This is a genomic window from Sphingomonas sp. LR60 (genome assembly GCF_036855935.1).
In the GTDB taxonomy this organism is placed as follows: Bacteria; Pseudomonadota; Alphaproteobacteria; order Sphingomonadales; family Sphingomonadaceae; genus Sphingomonas.
Genome location: NZ_JASPFK010000001.1, coordinates 1,328,782 through 1,350,316 on the forward strand (window position 1 = coordinate 1,328,782; position 21,535 = coordinate 1,350,316).

Annotated in this window: 19 protein-coding genes and 1 pseudogene; 15 read left to right on the forward strand and 5 right to left on the reverse strand. The window is 69.0% G+C overall.

The features are described 5' to 3' along the window. Positions 1-63: 63 nt before the first annotated feature. The 4 genes from kdpC to QP166_RS06025 all read left to right on the forward strand — a co-directional run bounded on the left by kdpC (position 64) and on the right by QP166_RS06025 (position 4,580). Positions 64-636 (forward strand): potassium-transporting ATPase subunit KdpC, encoded by a 573-nt coding sequence (gene kdpC / locus QP166_RS06010; protein ID WP_333915090.1) that lies wholly within the window; start codon positions 64-66, stop codon positions 634-636. Continuing rightward, positions 636-3,311, forward strand: coding sequence for a sensor histidine kinase KdpD (locus tag QP166_RS06015; protein ID WP_333915091.1), 2,676 nt, complete (start codon positions 636-638; stop codon positions 3,309-3,311). The genes kdpC and QP166_RS06015 overlap by 1 nt, the downstream gene beginning before the upstream one ends. Beyond that, positions 3,311-4,003 carry a response regulator transcription factor gene (locus QP166_RS06020; RefSeq protein ID WP_333915092.1) on the forward strand — a complete coding sequence of 231 codons (693 nt, stop codon included), beginning with the start codon at positions 3,311-3,313 and terminating at the stop codon, positions 4,001-4,003. The genes QP166_RS06015 and QP166_RS06020 overlap by 1 nt, the downstream gene beginning before the upstream one ends. A 298-nt stretch (positions 4,004-4,301) precedes the next feature. Next, positions 4,302-4,580 carry a UvrB/UvrC motif-containing protein gene (locus QP166_RS06025; protein WP_333915093.1) on the forward strand — a complete coding sequence of 93 codons (279 nt, stop codon included), beginning with the start codon at positions 4,302-4,304 and terminating at the stop codon, positions 4,578-4,580. A gap of 166 nt (positions 4,581-4,746) precedes the next feature. Here QP166_RS06025 and QP166_RS06030 read toward each other — a convergent pair whose 3' ends face one another. Beyond that, complete coding sequence (locus QP166_RS06030; RefSeq protein ID WP_333915094.1) at positions 4,747-5,589, reverse strand: LysR family transcriptional regulator; 843 nt, start codon at positions 5,587-5,589, stop codon at positions 4,747-4,749. Positions 5,590-5,803: 214 nt separating this feature from the next. On the opposite strand from QP166_RS06030, the gene QP166_RS06035 reads away from it, so the two are divergent. The 7 genes and pseudogenes from QP166_RS06035 to QP166_RS06065 all read left to right on the forward strand — a co-directional run bounded on the left by QP166_RS06035 (position 5,804) and on the right by QP166_RS06065 (position 13,664). Then, the gene (locus QP166_RS06035; protein WP_333915096.1) at positions 5,804-6,970 is read left to right on the forward strand and encodes an isovaleryl-CoA dehydrogenase; all 1,167 of its coding nucleotides are present in this window, start codon (positions 5,804-5,806) and stop codon (positions 6,968-6,970) included. Continuing rightward, positions 6,967-8,562, forward strand: a complete 1,596-nt coding sequence (locus QP166_RS06040; RefSeq protein ID WP_333915097.1) for a carboxyl transferase domain-containing protein — start codon at positions 6,967-6,969, stop codon at positions 8,560-8,562. The genes QP166_RS06035 and QP166_RS06040 overlap by 4 nt, the downstream gene beginning before the upstream one ends. Positions 8,563-8,576: 14 nt before the next feature. After that, positions 8,577-9,050, forward strand: a complete 474-nt coding sequence (locus QP166_RS06045) for a hypothetical protein (RefSeq protein ID WP_333915098.1) — start codon at positions 8,577-8,579, stop codon at positions 9,048-9,050. Beyond that, complete coding sequence (locus QP166_RS06050; RefSeq protein ID WP_333915099.1) at positions 9,047-10,900, forward strand: acetyl/propionyl/methylcrotonyl-CoA carboxylase subunit alpha; 1,854 nt, start codon at positions 9,047-9,049, stop codon at positions 10,898-10,900. The genes QP166_RS06045 and QP166_RS06050 overlap by 4 nt, the downstream gene beginning before the upstream one ends. Continuing rightward, positions 10,900-11,352 (forward strand): MaoC family dehydratase, encoded by a 453-nt coding sequence (locus QP166_RS06055; protein ID WP_333915100.1) that lies wholly within the window; start codon positions 10,900-10,902, stop codon positions 11,350-11,352. The genes QP166_RS06050 and QP166_RS06055 overlap by 1 nt, the downstream gene beginning before the upstream one ends. After that, positions 11,349-12,186, forward strand: a pseudogene (locus tag QP166_RS06060) (HpcH/HpaI aldolase/citrate lyase family protein). Before QP166_RS06055 ends, QP166_RS06060 begins: the two are co-directional and overlap by 4 nt. A gap of 128 nt (positions 12,187-12,314) precedes the next feature. Next, entirely contained in the window at positions 12,315-13,664 is a 1,350-nt protein-coding gene (locus QP166_RS06065) for an ABC1 kinase family protein (RefSeq protein ID WP_333917271.1), read from the forward strand. A 154-nt stretch (positions 13,665-13,818) separates the two neighbouring features. Here QP166_RS06065 and rnhA read toward each other — a convergent pair whose 3' ends face one another. Genes rnhA through ispH form a run of 3 tightly spaced genes read right to left on the reverse strand, consistent with a single transcriptional unit; the run spans position 13,819 to position 16,218 of the window. Continuing rightward, complete coding sequence (gene rnhA / locus QP166_RS06070) at positions 13,819-14,280, reverse strand: ribonuclease HI (RefSeq protein ID WP_333915101.1); 462 nt, start codon at positions 14,278-14,280, stop codon at positions 13,819-13,821. Further along, a complete protein-coding gene (gene thrB, locus QP166_RS06075) occupies positions 14,277-15,230 on the reverse strand; it encodes a homoserine kinase (protein ID WP_333915102.1) in 954 nt (317 codons plus the stop codon). Before thrB ends, rnhA begins: the two co-directional genes overlap by 4 nt. Positions 15,231-15,240: 10 nt before the next feature. Then, positions 15,241-16,218 carry a 4-hydroxy-3-methylbut-2-enyl diphosphate reductase gene (gene ispH / locus QP166_RS06080; RefSeq protein WP_333915103.1) on the reverse strand — a complete coding sequence of 326 codons (978 nt, stop codon included), beginning with the start codon at positions 16,216-16,218 and terminating at the stop codon, positions 15,241-15,243. Between the two features lie 107 nt (positions 16,219-16,325). Between ispH and QP166_RS06085 the strand changes: the two genes are divergently transcribed. The 3 genes from QP166_RS06085 to ruvB all read left to right on the forward strand — a co-directional run bounded on the left by QP166_RS06085 (position 16,326) and on the right by ruvB (position 18,476). After that, positions 16,326-16,982, forward strand: coding sequence for a hypothetical protein (locus QP166_RS06085; protein ID WP_443027243.1), 657 nt, complete (start codon positions 16,326-16,328; stop codon positions 16,980-16,982). Between the two features lie 218 nt (positions 16,983-17,200). After that, positions 17,201-17,392 carry a hypothetical protein gene (locus QP166_RS06090; RefSeq protein WP_333915106.1) on the forward strand — a complete coding sequence of 64 codons (192 nt, stop codon included), beginning with the start codon at positions 17,201-17,203 and terminating at the stop codon, positions 17,390-17,392. Between the two features lie 61 nt (positions 17,393-17,453). Beyond that, a complete protein-coding gene (gene ruvB, locus QP166_RS06095) occupies positions 17,454-18,476 on the forward strand; it encodes a Holliday junction branch migration DNA helicase RuvB (protein ID WP_333915107.1) in 1,023 nt (340 codons plus the stop codon). 120 nt (positions 18,477-18,596) lie between these two features. On the opposite strand, the gene QP166_RS06100 is transcribed toward ruvB, so the two are convergent. Beyond that, positions 18,597-19,040 (reverse strand): TM2 domain-containing protein, encoded by a 444-nt coding sequence (locus tag QP166_RS06100; RefSeq protein WP_333915109.1) that lies wholly within the window; start codon positions 19,038-19,040, stop codon positions 18,597-18,599. Positions 19,041-19,171: 131 nt separating this feature from the next. Between QP166_RS06100 and ptsP the strand changes: the two genes are divergently transcribed. Further along, a complete protein-coding gene (gene ptsP, locus QP166_RS06105) occupies positions 19,172-21,439 on the forward strand; it encodes a phosphoenolpyruvate--protein phosphotransferase (RefSeq protein WP_333915110.1) in 2,268 nt (755 codons plus the stop codon). Positions 21,440-21,535: the final 96 nt, after the last annotated feature.

The following is a 21,535-nucleotide window of genomic DNA, read 5'->3' on the forward strand; positions in this document are numbered from 1 at the left end:
GTTCCCTCTCCGCCCCACCCCCAGCCCCTCCCCTCAAGGGGAGTGGAGCGAAGGGAAACAGAGATGAATACCGATATCAAAACCGCTGTGCGGCCCGCGATCGTCATGACGATCCTGTTCGCGATCTTGCTCGGTCTGGTCTATCCTGTCGCGATGACAGGCTTGGGTCAGATGATCTTCCCCGCGCAGGCGAACGGCAGCCTCGTCCGCGACGCGTCGGGGCGCGTGATCGGCTCGACGGTCGTCGGGCAGGCGTTCGTCGCCGGGCGCTATTTTCAGACGCGGCCTTCGGCGGCGGGCAAGGGCTATGACGGGCTGGCCTCGTCGGGGTCGAACCTCGGGCCGACCAGCAAGGCGCTGGTCGAGCGCGTGACGCAGGACGTCGCGACGCGGCGCGGCGAGGGGGTGACGGGCGACATGCCCGCCGATCTGGTCACCGCGAGTGGGTCGGGGCTCGATCCCGATCTGTCGCCTGCGGCCGCTTTGGCGCAGGCGCCGCGGGTCGCGCGGGTGCGGGGCCTGCCGGTCGATCTCGTGCGTGCGCTGGTGACGGCGCAGACCGAGACGTCGCTGCTCGGCGACGCGCACGTCAACGTGCTGGCGCTCAACCGCGCGCTGGACGCCACCGCGCGCTGATGCCGCCCAACGGCGACGCCCGGCCCGATCCCGACGCCCTGCTGCGCGCCGCCGCGCAGGAAGGGCGCGGGCGGCTGAAGATCTTCCTCGGCGCGGCGCCGGGCGTCGGCAAGACCTATGAGATGCTGTCCGAGGGCAAGGCGCGGCGGCGCGACGGGGTGGACGTGGTCGTCGGCATCGTCGAGACGCACGGCCGCGCCGAAACCGAGGCGCTGACGCGCGGGCAGGAGATCGTCGCGCGCCGGGCGGTGAACCACGACGGGCATCTGCTGCACGAGATGGACCTCGACGCGGTGCTGGCGCGCGCGCCGCGGCTGGTGCTGGTTGACGAGCTGGCGCACACCAATGCGCCGGGCAGCCGGCATCCGAAGCGCTATCAGGATGTCGAGGAACTGCTCGCCGCCGGGATCGACGTCTATTCGACGGTCAACATCCAGCATGTCGAGAGCCTCAACGACATCGTCGCCAGCTTCACGCGGGTGCGGGTGCGCGAGACGGTGCCCGACAGTGTCCTGGAGGCGGCCGAGATCGAGGTCGTCGATATCCCGCCGGACGAACTGATCGAGCGGTTGAAGGCGGGCAAGGTCTATCTGCCGCAGGAGGCGACGCGCGCGCTGGGGCATTTCTTCTCGCGCTCGAACCTGTCGGCGTTGCGCGAGCTGGCGCTGCGGCGCGCGGCGCAGGCGGTCGATGCGCGGATGCTGGATGACGTGCGCGCGCTCGGGCTCGGCGGGACCTGGGCGGGGAGCGACCGGATCGTCGTGGCGATCAGCGAGCTGCCGGGCAGCGACGTGCTGGTGCGCGCGGGCAAGCGGATCGCCGACGGACTGCGGGGGCCGTGGACCGCGCTGTTCGTCGAGACGCCGCGCGCCGCGCACTTCACCGACGCACAGCACGCGCGGGTGGCGGCGGCGATGACGCTGGCGACGCAGCTGGGCGCGGCGGTCGCCACCGTGCCCGCGACGCATGTGGTGGAGGGGATACAAGGCTTCCTCGCGGATGCGCGCGCGACCCAATTGGTGCTCGGCAAGTCGCCGCGGTCCCGCTGGTTCGAGTTGCGGCACGGGTCGGTGGTCGATCGGCTGGTGCGCGACACGCCCGACGTGACGGTGCACGTCCTGCCGGTCGCGGCGGGCGCGGGGCGGACCGAGCGCGGCAAGCGGCGGCCGGCGCGATGGGGGGCACCGTCGGGCTATGCGGTGACGAGCGCGATGGTCGCTGGGGTGACGGCGGCCGGAAGCGCGCTGGTCCATGTCATCGACCTCGGCAACGTCGCCTTGCTCTATCTGCTGCCGGTGATGACGGCGGCGAGCCTCTACGGGCTGCGCACCGGATTGTTCGCGGGGCTCGCCTCCACGCTGGCCTATAATTTCTTCTTCCTGCCGCCGGTGGGGACGCTGAGCATCAACAATCCCGAGAACGTCATGTCGGTGGTGGTCCTGCTCGGCATCGCGTTCGCCACCAGCCAGTTGACCGCGCGGGTGCGGGCGCAGGCCGATCTCGCCGCCGCCAGCGCGCGCACCAACGCGACGCTCGCGGGGTTCCTGCGCCAGATCGCGGCGGTCAACGACGCCGATCAGGCGGCGCGGATGATCTGCGACGACGTGCGGCGATTGCTCGACGTGCATGTCGTGCTGCTGGGTGCGGCGGCGGATGGGCCGCTGGAGGTGCTGGCGGCGAGCGATCCCGGTTATCGGCTGGACGCGATGGACAATGCCGCCGCCAATTGGGCGTTCGACACCGGCAGCCCGGCGGGCAAGGGATCGGGGACGCTGACCGCCTCCGAATGGCTGTTCCAGCCGCTCAAGGCCGGCGCGCGCACGCTGGGGGTGCTGGGGGTGGCGAACGACGGGGGCACCAATCCAGTGCGCGCCGATCAATTGCCGCTGCTCAGCAGCCTGCTCGACCAGTCGGCGCTGGTGCTGGAGCGATTGCGGTTGCAGGCGGAGATGCGCGATCTGGACGTGGTGCGGACGCGCGACCGGCTGCGCGCGGCACTGCTGTCGTCGGTCAGCCACGACCTGCGCACGCCGCTGACCGCGGTGATCGCCGCCGCCGACCAGCTCGACCATGGCGCGACGCCGGAACTGATCGGCACCATCAAAAGCGAATCGGCGCGGCTCAATCGCTTCGTGGCGAACCTGCTCGACATGGCGCGGGTCGAGGCGGGTGCGATCCGGCTGAACGTCGAGGCGATCGACCTGAGCGATGCGGTGACCGGCGCGGCGCATGACGCGCGTCGCGCGCTGGAGGGACATGGCATGCGGCTCGACGTGCCGCCCGACCTGCCGCTGGTGCGCGCCGACCCGCAATTGCTCCACCATTGCCTGCTCAACCTGCTCGACAATGCCGGACGCTACGGCGAGCCGGGCAGCGAGATCGTCATCGAGGGACGGCACCGGTTCGGGGAGTTGCGGCTTGTCGTGCTCGATCACGGGCCGGGCCTGCCGCCGGGGCGGGAGGCGGAGGTGTTCGAGACCTTCACGCGGCTGGAGGGTTCGGACCGCGCGATCGGCGGCACCGGGCTGGGGCTGGCGATCGTCAAGGCGTTTGCGGAGGCAATGGGGATGATGGTCGAGGCGAGCAATCGTGGCGACGGGGGCGGGGCGGCGTTCACCCTGGTCTTTCCGGCGGCGTCGATCGTGCGCGATGCCGAGATGGAAGGTCGATCCTGATGCCCGCCAAGGTCCTGATCGTCGACGACGAGCCCGCGATCCGGCGGTTGCTGCGCAATACGCTGTCGCGCGCGGGCTATGAGGTGGTCGAGGCGGGGAACGCGAAGGACGCGTTGCAGCAGGCGGCGGCCGAGCATCCGGCGGCGATCCTGCTCGACCTCGGGCTGCCCGACCGCGACGGGCTGAGCCTGATCCCGTTGCTTCATGCGGGTGGCGAGGTGGTGATCCTCGTCGTCTCGGCACGCGACGCGGTCGACGAGAAGGTCGCTGCGCTCGACCTCGGCGCGGATGATTTCGTCGGCAAGCCGTTCGACACCGAGGAATTGCTGGCGCGGCTCCGTGTGGCGCTGCGGCATCGCGGCCCGGCGGTCGAGGTGCAGAAGAGCGTGACGCGTGGCGATCTCGACATCGATCTCGACCGACGGATCGTGCGACGCGATGGCGCTGAAGTGCATCTGACCCGCAAGGAGCATGATGTGCTGGCGATGCTGGTCCGGCACATCGGCCGGATCGTCACGCACGACAAGCTGCTCGATGCCTGTTGGGGCGGGGACGAGGATGCGCGGATCGAATATCTGCGCATCGTGATCCGCAACCTGCGGCAGAAGCTGGAGGCGCCCGCGCCGGTCGGTAGCGTGATCGCGAACGAGCTGGGGGTCGGCTATCGGTTGCGGAGCGACGGCGCGATTTGACGCGCGCGCACGGAGCGAGACGAAGATCGACCATATCATGCGGCCGGATCGACGCACGAGTGGCCACGGTAGCTGGCTTAGAGTTTGATCCAGCTGGCTTGAACCATCGCTATTTGCGCGCCGGCGAAGGCCGCGGCCCGGGTGGATAGGTCTGCGAGATAGAGCGCAACGCGCATCAGCAGCGTCCCCAACTGGGCCCCGGCGTTCGCCGGGGTGCACTCGGCTTGGATGGATCATACCATAGCGGCACGCCGCCCGGCTGATCGGAACGCGCTGTCCGCCTGCCGGTTGTGGTGGGATGGATCAAGGCGAGTCTCGAGCAGCGACGCTCCATGGGTTGCAAGCGCGGATGGAGGCGGCTGCGGCGGCGCTCGATTACGAGGAAGCGCGGCGGTTGCGCGACGTGATCGGCTTGTTGCGGAATGGCGCGACGATCGAGGAAGCGGCGGCGGCGGATGGGCTCACGCGCCAGCAGCCGGGTGCGATGGGGTTGGGGACGAGCCGCCAGCAGGTGGTGCCGCCAGAGGGGTGGAAGCCGCCGCGGAAGCCGGACCCGATGACGCGGGGAAAGTGGTAGATCATCATGCCGTGAGGTCGGGGTGACGGTCGTCACTGCGATCGAAGTGAAGCAGTCCAGGGCGTTCTGGTCCGGCTCTGGATTGCTTCGTTACACTCGCAATGACGGGTGGGTCGGGTAACCGTCTTTCTTCGTTGCTGGTGAGATCAGGTCCGGGATGACGGGGTTAGGGCAGCGCTTCTCGCAAGCCGGCGATCAAGGCGGCGTCGGCGGGCAGGTGTGCGGCGAAGACCAGTCCGACGTCGCGGCTCGCGTCGAAATCTTCCAGCGGCACGCGCGCGACGCCGTCGGCTTGGAAGCTCTCCGGCATCACCGTGATGCCCAACCGCGCACGGACGTGCGACAGGGCGCGATCGTCGCTGGTCGTGCGCGCCGGGAAGAACGGACGGACGCCGCGTGCGGTGAAGAAGCGGCTTGTCTCCGACAGCATCTCGCAATGGCGGCGGACGATCATCGGTTCGTGCGCGATCTCCTCGGCGCGCAGCGATGCGCGCGCGGCGAGCGGATGCGTCGCGCCGATCGCCAGCGCATAGCCCTCGGTGAGCAGATGCTGCCCGGCACTGCGATCGTCGCCGTCGCGCAGGATCGTCAGCGCGGCGTCGATCCGTCCGCGCGCGAGCCGGGCACGCAGGTCGCGTTCGTTGCCCTCGACCAGTTCGACGCGCTCGCAGGTGCGCGTCGCCAGCCAGCGCTCGATCCAGTGGCGCGGGATCGTGGTCAGCACGCCGACCCGCAGCAGTGGGGCGGATGCGGAGCCGGTCACCGCGCGCTCGGCGGCGGCGAACCCGCTCTCGATCGCGCGCGCGTGGGCGAGCAGGCCGGCACCCGCCTCGGTCAGCGCGACACGGCGGTTGGTGCGGTTGAACAGCGTGCGGCCGAGCGACGCCTCCAGCCGGGCGATGCCGACCGACAGCGTGGGTTGCGTGACGTTGCACGCGGCGGCGGCGCGCGAGAAATTGCCGGTGTCGACCACCGCGAGGAAATAGCGCAAGTGATAGCGGTCGATCATAGACGACATCTATACCCAGTTTCGGCGCGTTTCAATTTTGCCGGGTGACCTCGACACTCTACAGAGTGTTCTATCAAGCGGCGTCACCCACGCCGTTCGTGCTGAGCCTGTCGAAGCACGTGCCTTGGGGCACGCCCTTCGACAAGCTCAGGGCGAACGGGGGTGATGATCGTAAAAGCCCGGCAAGACGGGCAAGGACGGATAGGAGAGAGCGATGGACCTCGATTTCGGTCTGGGCGAGATGGCGGACACGATCCGCGAGACGGTGCGACGCTTCGCGGCCGATCGGATCGCGCCGATCGCGGCGCAGGTCGATGCCGAGGATCGCTTTGCGCGCGAGTTGTGGCCGGAGATGGGCGCGCTGGGGCTGCACGGCATCACCGTCGAGGAGGCCGATGGCGGGCTGGGGCTCGGCTATCTGGAGCATGTGATTGCGTGCGAGGAGGTCAGCCGCGCCTCGGCGGCGATCGGGCTCAGCTATGGCGCGCATTCCAACCTGTGCGTCAACCAGATCCGCCGCTGGGGCTCGGCCGAGCAGAAGGCCAAGTATCTGCCGAAGCTGGTCTCGGGCGAGCATGTCGGCAGCCTGGCGATGTCCGAGGCTGGTGCGGGATCGGACGTCGTGTCGATGAAGCTGCGCGCGACCAAGGTCGATGGCGGGTGGCGGCTGAACGGCACCAAGTTCTGGATCACCAATGCGGCCTATGCCGATACCCTGGTCGTCTATGCCAAAACCGATGTGGAGGCGGGGTCGAAGGGGATTACCGCGTTCCTGATCGAAAAGGGCTTCGACGGGTTTTCGATCGGGCAGAAGATCGACAAGCTGGGGATGCGCGGATCGCCGACCGCCGAACTGGTGTTCGACGATTGCTTCGTCGCGGATGCGCAGGTGATGGGGCCGCTGAACGGCGGGGTGAAGGTGTTGATGTCGGGGCTCGATTACGAGCGTGTCGTGCTGTCGGGTATCCAGCTGGGCATCATGCAGGCGTGTATCGACACGGTGCTGCCCTATGTTCGCGAACGCAAGCAGTTCGGGCGGGCGATCGGCGAGTTCCAGCTGATGCAGGCGAAGGTCGCCGACATGTATGTCGCGCTCAATTCGGCGCGGGCCTATGTCTATGCGGTGGCGAAGGCGTGCGACGCGGGGCGGACGACGCGCTTCGATGCGGCGGGGTGCATCCTGCTCGCCTCCGAAAGCGCGGTGAAGGTGGCAGGCGAGGCGATCCAGGCGCTGGGCGGCGCGGGCTATACCAAGGACTGGCCGGTCGAGCGTTATTGGCGCGACGCCAAGTTGCTCGATATCGGCGCGGGGACCAACGAAGTGCGACGGATGCTGATCGGGCGCGAGCTGATCGGGCACGACGCGCCGAGGGCGCAATGACCGCGATCCGCTCGCTGGTCGATACGGGCGCGGCGACGTTCGCGGCCAATGACGCGCACAACCGCGCGCTGGCGGCGGCGTTGCGCGAGAAGGCGGCGGCGAGCGCGCTGGGCGGGTCCGAGCAGCATCGCGCGCGGCATGTCGCACGCGGGAAGCTGCTGCCACGCGAGCGGGTCGACCGGCTGCTCGATCCGGCCGCGCCGTTCCTGGAGATCGGCGCGCTGGCGGCGAACGGTATGTACGAAGATGGCGCGCCGGGCGCCGGGATGATCGCGGGCGTCGGGCGCGTATCGGGGCGCGAGTGCATGATCGTCGCCAATGATCCGACCGTGAAGGGCGGCGCCTATTTTCCGATGACGGTGAAGAAGCATCTGCGCGCGCAGGAGATCGCGCGCGAAAACCGCTTGCCGTGCGTCTATCTGGTCGACAGCGGCGGGGCGAACCTGCCGCATCAGGCGGAGGTGTTCCCCGATCGCGAGCATTTCGGGCGGATCTTCTTCAATCAGGCACAGATGTCGGCGGAAGGCATCGCGCAGATCGCGTGCGTGATGGGGAGTTGCACCGCGGGCGGCGCCTATGTGCCGGCGATGTCGGACGAAAGCGTGATCGTGCGCAACCAGGGGACGATCTTCCTCGCCGGACCGCCGCTGGTCAAGGCGGCGACGGGCGAGGTGATCTCGGCCGAGGAATTGGGCGGGGCGGAGACGCATGGGCGACGGTCGGGGGTTGTCGACCATGTCGCCGAGAATGACGAACATGCGCTGCTGATCGTCCGCGATATCGTCGCGACGTTGGGCAAGGCGCGCGCGCCCGATGTGTCGCTTGCCGAGCCGCGCGCACCGTTGCTCGACGCGCGGGAGCTGTACGGGATCGTGCCGCAGGACGTGCGGGCGCCGTATGACGTGCGCGAGGTGATCGGGCGGATCGTCGACGGCTCGGAGTTTCACGAGTTCAAGGCGCTGTACGGCACCACCCTGGTGTGCGGCTTCGCGCATATCTGGGGGATGCCGGTCGCGATCCTGGCCAACAACGGCGTGTTGTTCAGCGAGTCGGCGCTGAAGGGCGCGCATTTCATTGAGCTGGCGTGCCAGCGGCGCATCCCCTTGCTGTTCCTGCAGAACATTTCCGGCTTCATGGTCGGCGGAAAGTATGAGGCGGAGGGGATCGCCAAGAACGGCGCGAAGCTGGTGACGGCGGTCGCGACCGCATCGGTGCCGAAGATCACATTGTTGATCGGCGGCAGCTTCGGGGCGGGCAATTACGGGATGTGCGGGCGCGCTTATTCGCCGCGCTTTCTGTTCAGCTGGCCGAACGCGCGGATCTCGGTGATGGGGGGCGAGCAGGCGGCGAGCGTGTTGGCGACGGTCCACCGCGACGCGGAGACGTGGACACCCGAGGAAGCCGAGCGCTTCAAGGCGCCGATTCGCCAGAAATATGAGGACGAGGGCAATCCTTATTACGCCACCGCGCGGCTGTGGGATGACGGGATCATCGATCCGGTGCAGACCCGCGACGTGCTGGGGCTCGCCTTTGCCGCGACGCTGAACGCGCCGGTGCCCGAACGCGCGCAGTTCGGCGTGTTCCGGATGTGATCCCAGGAGAGACGATGATGATCCTGCTGATGCTGTTGGCGCAGACCACGCCCGTCGCCCCGATCGTCAAGGGCACCGCCTTGCCGCCGCCGGGCACCGAAGAGGCGCAAGTGATGGCGCCGGTCGAGGCGCTGCTCCGCGCGATCGAGACCAGCGACCGCAGCGCCGCGCTCGCCGTGACCTTGCCCGAGGGGACGATCACCGCGACGCGCACCGGGCCGGACGGCTCGCCCCAGCGGCGGACGCTGCGCTGGGCCGACTGGGCGGCGCAGCTCACCCCCGAGCAAGGCCAGGTCGTCGAGAAGCAGGGAACGCCCGCGATCGAGATCGACGACAATGCCGCGATGGTATGGGCGCCCTATACCGTCACCGTTGCGGGCAAGCCGGTGCAATGCGGGTATAATCTGTTCGACGTGGTGCGCGGGGCGGCGGGATGGAGGATCCTGAACGTCACCTATTCGGCGCGCGAGACGGGGTGCACGCCATGATCGCCTCGCTGCTGATCGCCAATCGCGGCGAGATCGCGCGGCGGATCATCCGCACCGCGCGCACGCTGGGCATCCGCACGATCGCGGTCCACTCCGATGTCGATGCCGAGATGCCGTTCGTGCGCGAAGCCGACGCGGCGGTGTGCATCGGGACGGCGGCAGCGGCCGACAGTTACCTGCGGCAGGACCGCCTGCTCGATGCGGCGCGCGCTACGGGCGCGGCGGCGATCCATCCCGGCTACGGCTTCCTGTCCGAGAATGCCGAGTTCGCCGAGGCGGTGGTCGCGGCTGGGCTGGTGTGGGTCGGCGCACCGCCGGCCGCGATCCGCGCGATGGGGCTGAAGGACGCCGCCAAGGCGCGGATGATCGCGGCGGGGGTGCCGGTGACGCCGGGCTATCTGGGCGAGGATCAGTCGCCCGATCGGCTCAAGGCCGAGGCGGAGGCGATCGGCTATCCCGTGCTCATCAAGGCGGTCGCGGGGGGCGGCGGCAAGGGGATGCGGCAGGTCGATGCGCCCGCCGAGTTCGTCGAGGCGCTGGCGAGTTGCCAGCGCGAGGCGGCGGCGTCGTTCGGCGACGATCGCGTGCTGATCGAGAAGTACATCCTGTCGCCGCGCCATATCGAGGTGCAGGTGTTCGGTGACACGCACGGAGAGGTGGTGCACCTGTTCGAGCGCGATTGCTCGCTTCAGCGGCGGCATCAGAAGGTGATCGAGGAAGCGCCCGCCCCCGGGATGGATGCGGCGACGCGCGCTTCGGTGTGCGATGCGGCGGTACGCGCGGCCAAGGCGGTCAATTACGTCGGGGCGGGGACGATCGAGTTCATCGCCGACGCCTCCGAGGGGCTGCGCGCCGATCGCATCTGGTTCATGGAAATGAACACGCGGTTGCAGGTCGAACATCCGGTGACCGAGGCGATCACGGGGCAGGATCTGGTCGAATGGCAGTTGCGCGTCGCGAGCGGCGAGCCGCTGCTCAAGGCGCAGGACGAACTGGCGATCCACGGCTGGGCGATGGAGGCGCGGCTGTATGCCGAGAACCCGTCGACGGGGTTCCTGCCGTCGACCGGGCCGCTGGATCGACTGCGTTTCCCGGCAGGCGTGCGCGTCGACAGCGGGGTCGAGGAGGGCGGGGCGGTGACGCCATTCTACGACCCGATGATCGCCAAGCTGATCGTCCACGGCGCGACGCGCGCGCAAGCGGCGCAGCGGCTGGCGGAAGCGGCGGCGGGGACGCAGGTGTGGCCGGTGCGGACCAACGCCGCGTTTCTGGCGCGCGCGGCGGCGCATGCCGACTTCGTGGCGGGGCGCGTCGATACCGGGTTCATCGCGCGTCATGCCGACACCCTGATCCCGGCGGCGGAACCGACGCAGGCGGTGGTCGCGGCGGCGGCGCAAGCGTTGTTGCCCGCCGCTGGCGAGACGCCGTGGACGGCGTTGCGCGGGTTTCGGGCCAACGCCGCGCCGGTGATGGAGGTGGCGGTCGAGGTGGCGGGACAGCCATATGTCGCCGAGCCTGCGTCACTGCCGGGTGCCGAGATTGCCGGTGGCGTGCTGTTCGCGGGCGGCGAGGCGTGGCCGTTCGGGGCGCGGCGGGCGGATCATCTCGGCGGGGCGAGCGAGGGTGACGGTGCGCTGCTCGCGCCGATGCCGGGGCGTGTGATCGCGGTGCCGGTGACGCAGGGGCAGCGCGTCGCGCGCGGCGAGCGGTTGCTGGTGCTCGAGGCGATGAAGATGGAGCAGGCGTTGCTCGCGCCGTTCGACGGGGTGGTCGCCGAGTTGAAGGTCGTGGAGGGTGCGCAGGTGACCGAGGGGATGTTGCTGGCGCGGATCGCCGCGGGAGACGAATGATGGCCGGGCGGCACTATGACGAATGGCAGGTCGGCGATCGGATCGTCCACGAGATCCGTCGCACCGTCACCGAAACCGACAATCTGCTGTTCACGACGATGACGCACAATCCGCAGCCGCTCCACCTCGATGCCGAGGCGGCGAAGGCGAGCGAGTTCGGACAGATCCTCGTCAACGGCACCTTCACCTTCGCGTTGATGGTTGGGCTGTCGGTCGGCGACACGACGCTGGGAACATTGGTCGCCAACCTCGGCTACGACAAATTGGTGATGCCCAAGCCGGTGTTCATCGGCGATACCCTGCGCGCCGAGACCGAAGTGCACGAGTTGAAGGACAGCCGTTCGCGGCCGGAGGCGGGGATCGTCACCTTCCTGCATCGGCTGCTCAACCAGCGCGACGAGGTCGTCTGCCAGTGTTTGCGCACCGCATTGTTGAAGCGGCGCGCGGCATGAAGTTGCGCTCGCTGCTGTTCGTGCCCGGCGACCGGCCGGAGCGGTTCGACAAGGCCGCAGCGAGCGGCGCGGACGCGCTGATCCTCGACCTGGAGGATGCGGTCGCGCCGGGAAGCAAAGCGGCGGCGCGGGCGGCGGTTGGGGCGCGATTGCGGACGGCGCGGGGGACGTGGCGGTATTCGTGCGGGTCAATCCGCTGGGCACGTCGTTGCTCGACGAGGATCTGGCGGCGCTCGGCGGATTGTCGCCGGATGCGGTCGTGTTGCCGAAGGCGGAGGGGGCGGCGAGCGTTCGCGATCTGGCGGCGCGGCTGACGGCAGTGGGGATCGACGCGCCGATCCTGCCGATCGCGACCGAGACTCCGGCGGCGATCTTCCAGCTTGGTAGCTATGCCGGGTGCGGGGGGCGCTCGCCGGGCTGACGTGGGGGGCGGAGGATTTGCCGGCAGCGATCGGGGCGGCGACCAGTCGCGAGGACGATGGTCGGTTTACGGCGCCGTACGAAATGACGCGGTCGCTGGCGTTGTTCGCTGCCCATGCGGCGGGGGTAGCGGCGATCGAGACTGTTTATCCGGCGTTTCGGGATGACGCGGGGCTTTCGGCCTATGCTGCGCGAGCGGCACGCGACGGCTTCACGGGGATGATGGCTGTCCACCCGGCGCAGGTCGCGACGATCAACGCCGCTTTCACTCCGACCGACGAACACGTTGCGCACGCGCGGGCGGTGGTCGCGGCGTTCGGGGCGGCGCCGGGGGCCGGGGTGCTGCAGCTCGATGGCAAGATGATCGATGCGCCGCATCTGGTGCAGGCGCGACGGTTGCTGGCGCGGGTTTAAGGCGGTTCGTCATTGCGAGCGGAGCGAAGCAATCCAGGGCGTCCTGGTCCGGCTCTGGATTGCTTCGCTCCGCTCGCAATGACGGGCTCGGCGCGGAACCGCGCGCCATTCTCCCGCGCTCTGTGGTGATGCAGGATGATGATCTTTCCAAGGCCCGCCACCGCGCGGTGCCGAGCGGGCGGCTGGCGCGGCTCGGCGGGTTCGGGCGGCTGGCGGGCGGTGTCGCGGGCGGGATGCTTGCAGAGGGCGCGCGGCGACTGGCGGCGGGCGAGCGGCCGAAGGTCGGCGACCTGATCCTCACCCCCGGCAATGCGGCGCGCGTCGCCGACCGGTTGTCGCATCTGCGCGGCGCGGCGATGAAGCTGGGGCAGATGATCTCGATGGACGCGGGCGATGTGTTGCCGCCCGAGTTGCAGACGATCCTCGCACAGCTTCGCAACCAGGCGTACCGGATGCCGCCGCAACAGCTCGACCGCGTGTTGCGCGAGGAATGGGGCGCGGACTGGCGGCGGCGCTTCCGGCATTTCGACGCGTCGCCGGTCGCCGCCGCGTCGATCGGGCAGGTGCATCGCGCGACGCTGCCCGATGGGCGGATGCTGGCGATCAAGGTGCAATATCCGGGTGTCGCCGACAGCATCGGCGCCGATGTCGACAATGTCGCGACGCTGCTGCGCGTCTCGGGGCTGTTGCCCGCGACGCTGGATCTCAAGCCATTGCTGAACGAGGCCAAACGGCAGCTCGCCGAGGAAGCCGACTATGTCCGCGAGGGCGCGGAGTTGCGTGCCTATCGCGAGCGGCTGGCGGGCGATGCACGTTACGTGGTGCCGACGCTGGAGGAGGCGCTGACCACCAAGCGCGTGCTGGCGATGGAGTTCGTCGCCGGGCGACCGATCGAGGCGCTGGCGGAGGCGTCGCAGGACGAGCGCGACGCGGCGATGACGTCGCTCATCACCCTGGTGCTGCGCGAGTTGTTCGAGTTCGGGGTGATGCAGACCGATCCGAACTTCGCCAATTATCGCTGGCAGCCGGAGACGGGCGCGTTGGTGCTGCTCGATTTCGGCGCGACGCGGCGGGTGCCTGCAGAAACCGCGGCGGGGTATCGGCGGCTGATCGAGGCGGGGCTGGCGCGCGATCGTGACGCGATCCGCGATACCGCCGTCGAGGTCGGGTTTTTGGGCAAGGCGGCAGCGGACGCGCATCGTCCGGCGATCGACCGGATCATCGCGGCGATCGACGATGCGCTCAACCGGCCGGGTTCGTTCGACTTCGGCGACCGGGCGTTCGTGCCGGTGGTGCGCGAGGAGGCCAAGGCGCTGGTCGCGGATCGGGCGACGTGGCACGTGCCGCACGTCGAGACGCTGTTCGTCCAGCGCAAGGTGAGCGGGACGGCGTTGCTCGCCGCGCGGCTGAAGGCGCGCGTCGACGTGCGGGGGCTGGCGGCGGGGGCGGTGGGCGAGGATTTGCCCGGGCGGACTTGATCCACTCGACTTGAACCGGTTCCCACGGTCACCCCGGCGAAGGCCGGGGCCCAGTTGGGAAGGCCAAAGGAATGAGGCGCAACGCACATCATCAGCGTCCCCCAACTGGGGCCCGGCTTTCGCCGGGGTGACGATGGGGCTTTGGTCTACGAGATCAAACGGTCGCCTTGGTCCGCCCCGCCTCGACCGCCGCGTCGCTCGCCAGGCGATCGGCGCGTTCGTTTTCGGGGTGGCCGGCGTGGCCCTTGACCCATTTCCAGTCGACGCGGTGCGGCTTGGCGGCGGCGAGCAGCGCCTGCCAGAGGTCGGCGTTCTTGACCGGCTTCTTGTCGGCGGTCTTCCAGCCGTTCTTCTGCCAGCCGTGGATCCACTTCGTCAGCCCGTCCATGACGTAGCGGCTGTCGGTCGACAGCGTCACGCGGCACGGACGGGTCAGCGCGTTGAGGCCCGCGATCGCGGCGGTCAGCTCCATGCGGTTGTTGGTGGTGAGCGGCTCGCCGCCGGCCAGTTCCTTCTCGTGCTTGCCGGCGCGGATGACCGCGCCCCAGCCGCCGGGGCCAGGATTGCCCTTACACGCGCCGTCGGTGAACAGCTCGACCTGCGTCAGCTCGGTCATGCGAACGCCTCCGGGTGGGCTTCGTACCAGTCCAGCCGTCGCAAATAGGCGAGCGGGTCCTTGCGCATCACCAACGCATCGGCGGGCGTGTGCAGCCAGTCCCACGCGCGGCTGAGCAGGAAACGGATGCATGCGCCGCGCGCCAGTAGCGGCAGCGCGGCCCGCTCGGCATCGCTGAGCCCGAACGCCGTGGTATAGCCGGTCAGCAACGCCGCGCCGACCGCGGCATCGGGGTTCTCTCCGCGCGCATCGAACGTCCACGCCGAATGCATCACCGCAAGGTCGTAGGCGCGCACGTCGGTGCAGGCGAAATAGAAGTCGATCAGCCCGGTGACGATATCGCCGTGCATCAGCACGTTGTCCGGGAAGAGATCGGCGTGGATCGCGCTGACCGGCAGACCCAACGGCCAGGCGCGTTCGACGTCCCGAAGCGCGATATCGATGCGGTCGAACAGGCCGGGCTGGATCGTGTCGAGGTCGCGCCCGCATTTCTCCAGAAGCGGCCGCCACGTCGCGACGCCCATCGAATTGACGCGCGTCCGGCGGAAGTCGGCGAGCGCGGCGTGCATGTCGCCCATCGCGGTCGCCGCCGCCTGGGCCTGCGCCGGGGTCGGATGCGAGACGGACACGCCGTTCAGGAAGCGGATCAGGCACGCCGGGCGGCCCTCCAGCATCTGGATCACGGCGCCGTCGCGATCGGGGATCGCCGGGGGTACCGCCAGCCCGCGCCCGGCCAGATGGTCGAGCAGCGCCATGAAGAACGGCAGGTCGTCCGCCGCGACGCGCTTTTCGTAGAGCGTCAGGATGAAGCGCGCCGTCGTGGTGTCGACGAGGTAGTTGGAATTCTCCACCCCCTCGGCGATGCCCTTGACGGACACCAGTTCACCGACGTCGTAGCGAAGCAGGAAAGCGGCGAGCGCCTCGGCGGAGACGTGCGTGTAGACAGCCATGGTTCGTGCGTCAGGCGGCGGCGTCGAGCCCGCGCGGCAGCTTGAACGCGATCGTCTCGCGCGTCGTCTCCTCTTCGCGCTCGGTCACGTCGAACCGCGTCGCCAGCCGGTCGACCAGCTCGCGCACCAGCAGCTCGGGCGCCGAGGCGCCGGCGGTGATCCCCAGGGTGCCGACGCCCTCGAGGAACGACCAGTCGAGATCGGCGGCGCGCTGGATCAGCGCCGCGCGGATGCCCTGCCGCTCGGCGACCTCGACCAGCCGCACCGAGTTCGACGAATTGGGGGCGCCGATCACCAGCACCGCGTCGCACGCGTCGGCGATCGCCTTGACCGCGGCCTGACGGTTGGAGGTGGCGTAGCAGATGTCCTCGCCGCGCGGGGCCTGGATGGCGGGGAAGCGGCGGTGGATCGCGGCGACGATCGCGGCGGTATCGTCGACCGACAGCGTCGTCTGGGTCAGGAACGAGAGGTTCTGCGGATCGGGAACGACCAAGGTGTCGACGTCCTCGACCGTCTCGACCAGCGACATCGCGCCCGTCGGGACCTGACCGAAGGTGCCGATCACCTCCGGATGCCCGGCATGGCCGATGAAGAGGATGTGCCGCCCGGCCTCGACGAGGCGTTCGGCCTGACGATGAACCTTGGAGACGAGCGGGCAGGTGGCGTCGAGATAGTCGAGGCCACGGTCCTGCGCCTCGGCGGGAACCGATTTGGGAACGCCGTGCGCGGAGAACACCACCGGCGCACCATCGGGCACCTCGGTCAGTTCCTCGACGAACACCGCGCCCTTCGCCTTGAGCGAATCGACGACAAATTTGTTGTGGACGATCTCGTGCCGGACATAGACCGGCGCGCCATGCTTCTCGATCGCCAGTTCGACGATGCGGATCGCGCGATCCACCCCGGCGCAGAAGCCGCGCGGTGCGGCGATCAGCAATTCCAGCGGGCGACGGGGCGTGGCGGCGGGGTCGGTGACGGGATCGGCCATGTCGGCGGCTCTACGCGAATGCTTGCTCCGGCGATAGACGGTTCCTATGCTGGCGACGACCCGGGGCCGTTACGCGGCGCCGTATCATCTGTGCCCCATTGCCCGGGATTGTGTTTGTGAACGCTCGCCATATCGCCGCTCCGCTGATCCTCCTGCTCGTGGGTGGATGCGCGAAGAGCGGGGAGATCGATGTTTCCGGCGGGGGTGCCGGCATCACCGCGGTCCGCAGCGTCTGCCCGACGGTCGGCGTGCCCGCGGGCACCGGCGACGTGACGCTGTTCGATCCGTCGAACAGCCGTGCTGCCAGCGCGATCGACGTGGTCGCGACGATCAGCAACGTGCGTTCGACCTGCGACGATCAGGGCGCGGACGTGACGACGCGCGTCACCTTCGACGTCCGCGCGCGCCGCACCCGCACCGACGGGGCCCGTGACGTGACCTTGCCGTACTTCATCGTCGTGACGCGCGGCGGCAGCCAGGTGGTCGCGAAGCGGGTGTCGCAGGTCGGGCTGCACTTCGATGCGGGGCAGGGGGTCGCCTCCACCAGCGCCGAGGCGAGCAGCGCGGTCGCGCGCAGTGCCGCGACGTTGCCGCAGGAAGTGCGCGACCGCCTCACGCGCCGCCGCAAGGCCGGCGACGAGGACGCGGCGGTCGATCCGCTCGCCGATCCGAAGGTGCGGTCGGCCGTCGCCTCGTCATCGTTCGAGGCGCTGGTGGGCTTTCAGCTGACGCAGGATCAGCTGCGTTACAACGCGACGCGCTGAGCCGCCGACGAATATTTTCGTCCGACGCACCGATTGGCGCGAAGGCTCAACCTTTAGGTAACGATCGGCCGTGTACGTCAGCTGATCCGTCGTCGTTATGACGCGGCCGAAGGAAGTAACACGTGAACAGCCTGTCTCCTCTTGCCGGTGCTGGTTCGACCGTTCGGTCGCTCCCGGCCGTGCGCCCGGCGGCGGCACCTGCGACTCCGGCGACACCGGTGGCTTCGGTCACGGCGAAGGAACCGGGCGCGGCGTCGACCGGCAGCCTGATCCGTACCGCGAGCGAGCAGCTCGACCAATTCGATCGGGTCATGGAGAAGCTGCGGGCGGGCATGGGCGCGGGCGCGGCGACCTATGGCGGTGGTGCGCCGGCGGGGCAGACCGGGCAGATCGTCGACCGGCTCGGATAGGCGAGCACCCAAGGCCTCGGCAGGACTTGCCCCGCGCGCGTGCTTCGCTACGGAACGAAGCGTGACCGATGACGACCGCCTGATCTCGCCCGCGCGCCGCGTCGAGGACGTCGATGCCGCGCTGCGCCCCAAGACGCTCGACGATTTCGTCGGGCAGAAGGCCGCGCGCGAGAATTTGCGCGTGTTCATCGAGGCCGCGAAGGGGCGTGGCGACGCGCTCGACCATGTGTTGTTCTTCGGTCCGCCGGGGCTCGGCAAGACGACGCTGGCGCAGATCGTCGCGCGCGAGATGGGGGTCGGCTTTCGCGCGACTTCCGGCCCCGTGATCGCCAAGTCGGGCGATCTCGCTGCGCTGCTGACCAATCTCGAGGACGGCGACGTGCTGTTCATCGACGAAATCCACCGGCTCCAGCCCGCGGTGGAGGAGGTGCTGTATCCGGCGATGGAGGACCGCGCGCTCGACCTGATGATCGGCGAAGGGCCGTCGGCACGCAGCGTGCGGATCGACCTGCCGCGCTTCACCTTGGTCGGTGCGACGACGCGACAGGGATTGTTGACGACGCCGTTGCGCGATCGGTTCGGGATTCCGGTGCGGCTGCAATTCTATACCGTCGAGGAACTGGAGCGGGTGGTCTCACGCGCGGCGCAGCTGCTCGACCTGGGGATCGCGCGCGACGGCGCAATGGAGATCGCGCGCCGCGCGCGGGGGACGCCGCGGATCGCCGGGCGGCTGCTGCGGCGCGTGCGCGACTTCGCCAATGTCGCGGGTTCGCCGGTCGTCGATGCGACCGTTGCGGACCGCGCGCTCAATCGGCTGGAGGTCGATTCGCTGGGGCTCGATGCGATGGACCGGCGCTATCTCATGATGATCGCGGACATCTATCGCGGCGGGCCGGTCGGGGTCGAGACGCTCGCCGCCGGGCTCAGCGAGCCGCGCGATACGATCGAGGAAGTGATCGAGCCGTATCTGATCCAGCTCGGGCTGGTCGCGCGCACCGCGCGTGGGCGCGTGCTGAACGCGGGCGGGTGGAAGCATTTGAGGCTCAACCCGCCTGCGGGGGCGCAGGACGGGTTGTTCGACTGAACGGTGGGACTTGAGAGAGATTGCTTGGCCGTTCAGGGGGGCTCTTACCAAAGGCGTGCTCGTGGACGGGCCCCAACCCAACCCCTCCCCTGAAGGGGAGAGGCTTGAATCATCTCTGACTTACGGCCGGCGTGGGTAGCGCGCGGCGAACTCGCGATCTGACATGATGAGATAGCGAACGGTATCGACCAGCGCCCAGATGCCGGTGACGAGCAGCCCGACCACGGTGAGCGTCAGCACGAGCATCACGATCGCCGATGTCGTGCGCCCGAGGTAGAAGCGATGGATGCCGAGCGTGCCGAGCAGGAAGGCGAGCGCCGCCGCCACATATTTGTTGCGATCATTGTGCGGGACGGCGGTTGCCGCGATCGAGGCCGGCGCGGCGGCGAGCGGAAAGATGTTGAGCGCGCGGCTGCCCGAGGTTTCGAAATCGACCGATTGGCCGATCGCGGGTTCGCCGCGCTGCGCCCAATCCTCGGGCAGGAAGGTATAACGTTGCCCGTCGTCGCCCGCCACCAAGCCATGCCCGCTGCGCGTATCGACGCCAAGAACCTGCCCCCGCATCACTATCCCCTTTTCCCGATGACTCGTCTCAACATCGCGTCGCCCGTTTGGCAAGGAGCGACGCGACGGGAGGCGGACAAAAATATTTTGCTGCGTGGCACCCAAGCCACAGGTCTGATAGCCACGCGGTCATGCCCGTGTCTGCCGCCCGCTCCGCCCGCGAAATCCTGGTCAATCTGCACGACGTGATGGCCGCGCGCTCGAACGCGCAGGCCAAGCTCAATTCGGTGGTCGAGATCATTGGCGAGGCGCTGGATAGCGAGGTCTGCTCGATCTATTTGCTGCGCGAGGGCGTGCTGGAGCTGTTCGCGACGCGCGGGCTCGATCCGGCCGCGGTGCACGTGACGAAGCTGGCGATGGGCGAGGGGCTGGTCGGCACGATCGCGCAGCACAATGAGGTGCTCAACCTCGACGAGGCGGCGAGTCATCCCGATTTCGCGTACAAGCCGGAGACCGGCGAGGATCGCTATCACAGCTTCGCGGGCGTGCCGATCATCCGGCGCGAGCGCTCGGTCGGGGTGCTGGCCGTGCAGCACGCCGATCCGCGCCGCTACGAGGATGTCGAGATCGAGGCGTTGCAGACGGTGGCGATGGTGCTGAGCGAGCTGATCGCCAATGCCGGGCTGATCGACCAGGCGGGGCCGCGCGACCGGCCGCAATCGACGGCGCCGACGCGGATCACCGGGCAGAAGCTGGTCGACGGCATGGCGGTGGGCTGTGCGGTGTTCCACCAGCCGCGTATCCATATCGAGCATACCGTCGCCGAGGACACGGAGGCGGAGCGCCACCGCGTCTATGCCGCGTTCGACAAGATGCGCGATCAGATCGACCGGATCGCGCGCGAGGCGGAATTCGGCGTCGGTGACGAGCATCAGGAGGTGATCGCCACCTACAAGATGTTCGCCTATGACGAAGGCTGGGCGCGGCGCATCAACGAGGCCATCGACAGCGGGTTGACCGCCGAGGCCGCGATCGAGCGCGTCCAGCAGCGCACGCGCCAGCGGATGCGCGAGATCGACGATCCGCTGCTCGCCGACCGGATGCACGATCTGGAGGATTTGTCGAACCGGCTGCTCCGCATCGTCTCCGGTCAGATGGGCACGGCGGCGCAGATGGGATTGCGGCAGGACACGATCCTGATCGCGCGCAACCTCGGGCCGGCGGAATTGCTCGAGTACGACCGGCGTCGACTGAAGGGCGTCGTGCTGGAGGAGGGATCGCTGACCGCGCACGTCACGATCGTCGCGCGCGCGATGGGCGTGCCGGTGCTCGGGCGCGTCCGCGACGTGCGGCGGTTGATCGCCGAGGGCGACCTGCTGCTGCTCGACGTCAACGAGGGGACGCTGACCGTGCGCCCGACCGGCGCGATGGAAGAGGCTTTCGAGGCCAAACTGGCCGCGCGGCAAAAGCGCAAGGCCGCCTATGCCGCGCTGCGCGATGTCGCGCCGGAGACCAAGGACGGCCATCGGCTGACCGTGATGGTCAACGCCGGGTTGCGCGACGATGTCGCGGCGCTGGACGTGACGGGTGCCGACGGGATCGGGCTGTTCCGCACCGAATTCCAGTTCCTCGTCTCCGCGACGCTGCCTCAGCGCGAGCGCCAGCAGCGGCTGTATCGCGAGGTGCTGGATGCGGCGGGATCGCGGCCGGTGATCTTCCGCACCGTCGACATCGGTGGTGACAAGGCGTTGCCGTATCTGATCCATGCCGAGGACGAGGAAAATCCGGCGATGGGCTGGCGGGCGCTACGGCTCGCGCTCGAACGCGACGGATTGATGAAGGCGCAGGCGCGCGCACTCCTGGAGGCGGCGGCCGGGCGGACGCTCAACGTCATGTTCCCGATGGTGTCGGAGGCGTGGGAGTTCGACGAGGCGCGTGCGCTGTTCGAGAAGCAGCGCGATTTCCTTGCGGCGCGCGGGAAGAGGTTGCCGATGGAGGTTCGCTATGGGGCGATGCTGGAGGTGCCGGCGCTCGCCTATCAGCTCGACCTGCTGCTGCCGTCGGTCGACTTCCTGTCGATCGGCACCAACGACCTGACGCAATTCCTGTTTGCGGCGGACCGCGCCAATCCCAAGCTCGCCGAGCGTTACGATTGGCTCTCTAGCTCGATCCTGCGCTTCCTGCGGCACGTGGCGGTGCCAGCGGCGCAGGCGGGCGTGCCGGTCAGCGTGTGCGGCGAGATGGGTGGCCGGCCGCTCGAGGCGATGGCGTTGATCGGGATCGGAATTGAGCGATTGTCGATCACCCCCGCGGCAGTCGGGCCGGTCAAGGCGATGATCCGGTCGCTCGATCGCGGCGCATTGACCGCGTTCATGGAGGAGTTGCTCACGCATCCGCCGCGTGACGTGCGCGGCGCGCTGGCGCGCTGGGCGGCGGAGCAGGGCGTCGAACTGGCCTAGCGATCGGACGCATCGAACGCGCGTCACATGGTACGGTCGGTTGACACGTCCGTGACGCTTTGAAAGACGATGGTCACGCATCGCGGCAAACGCAGG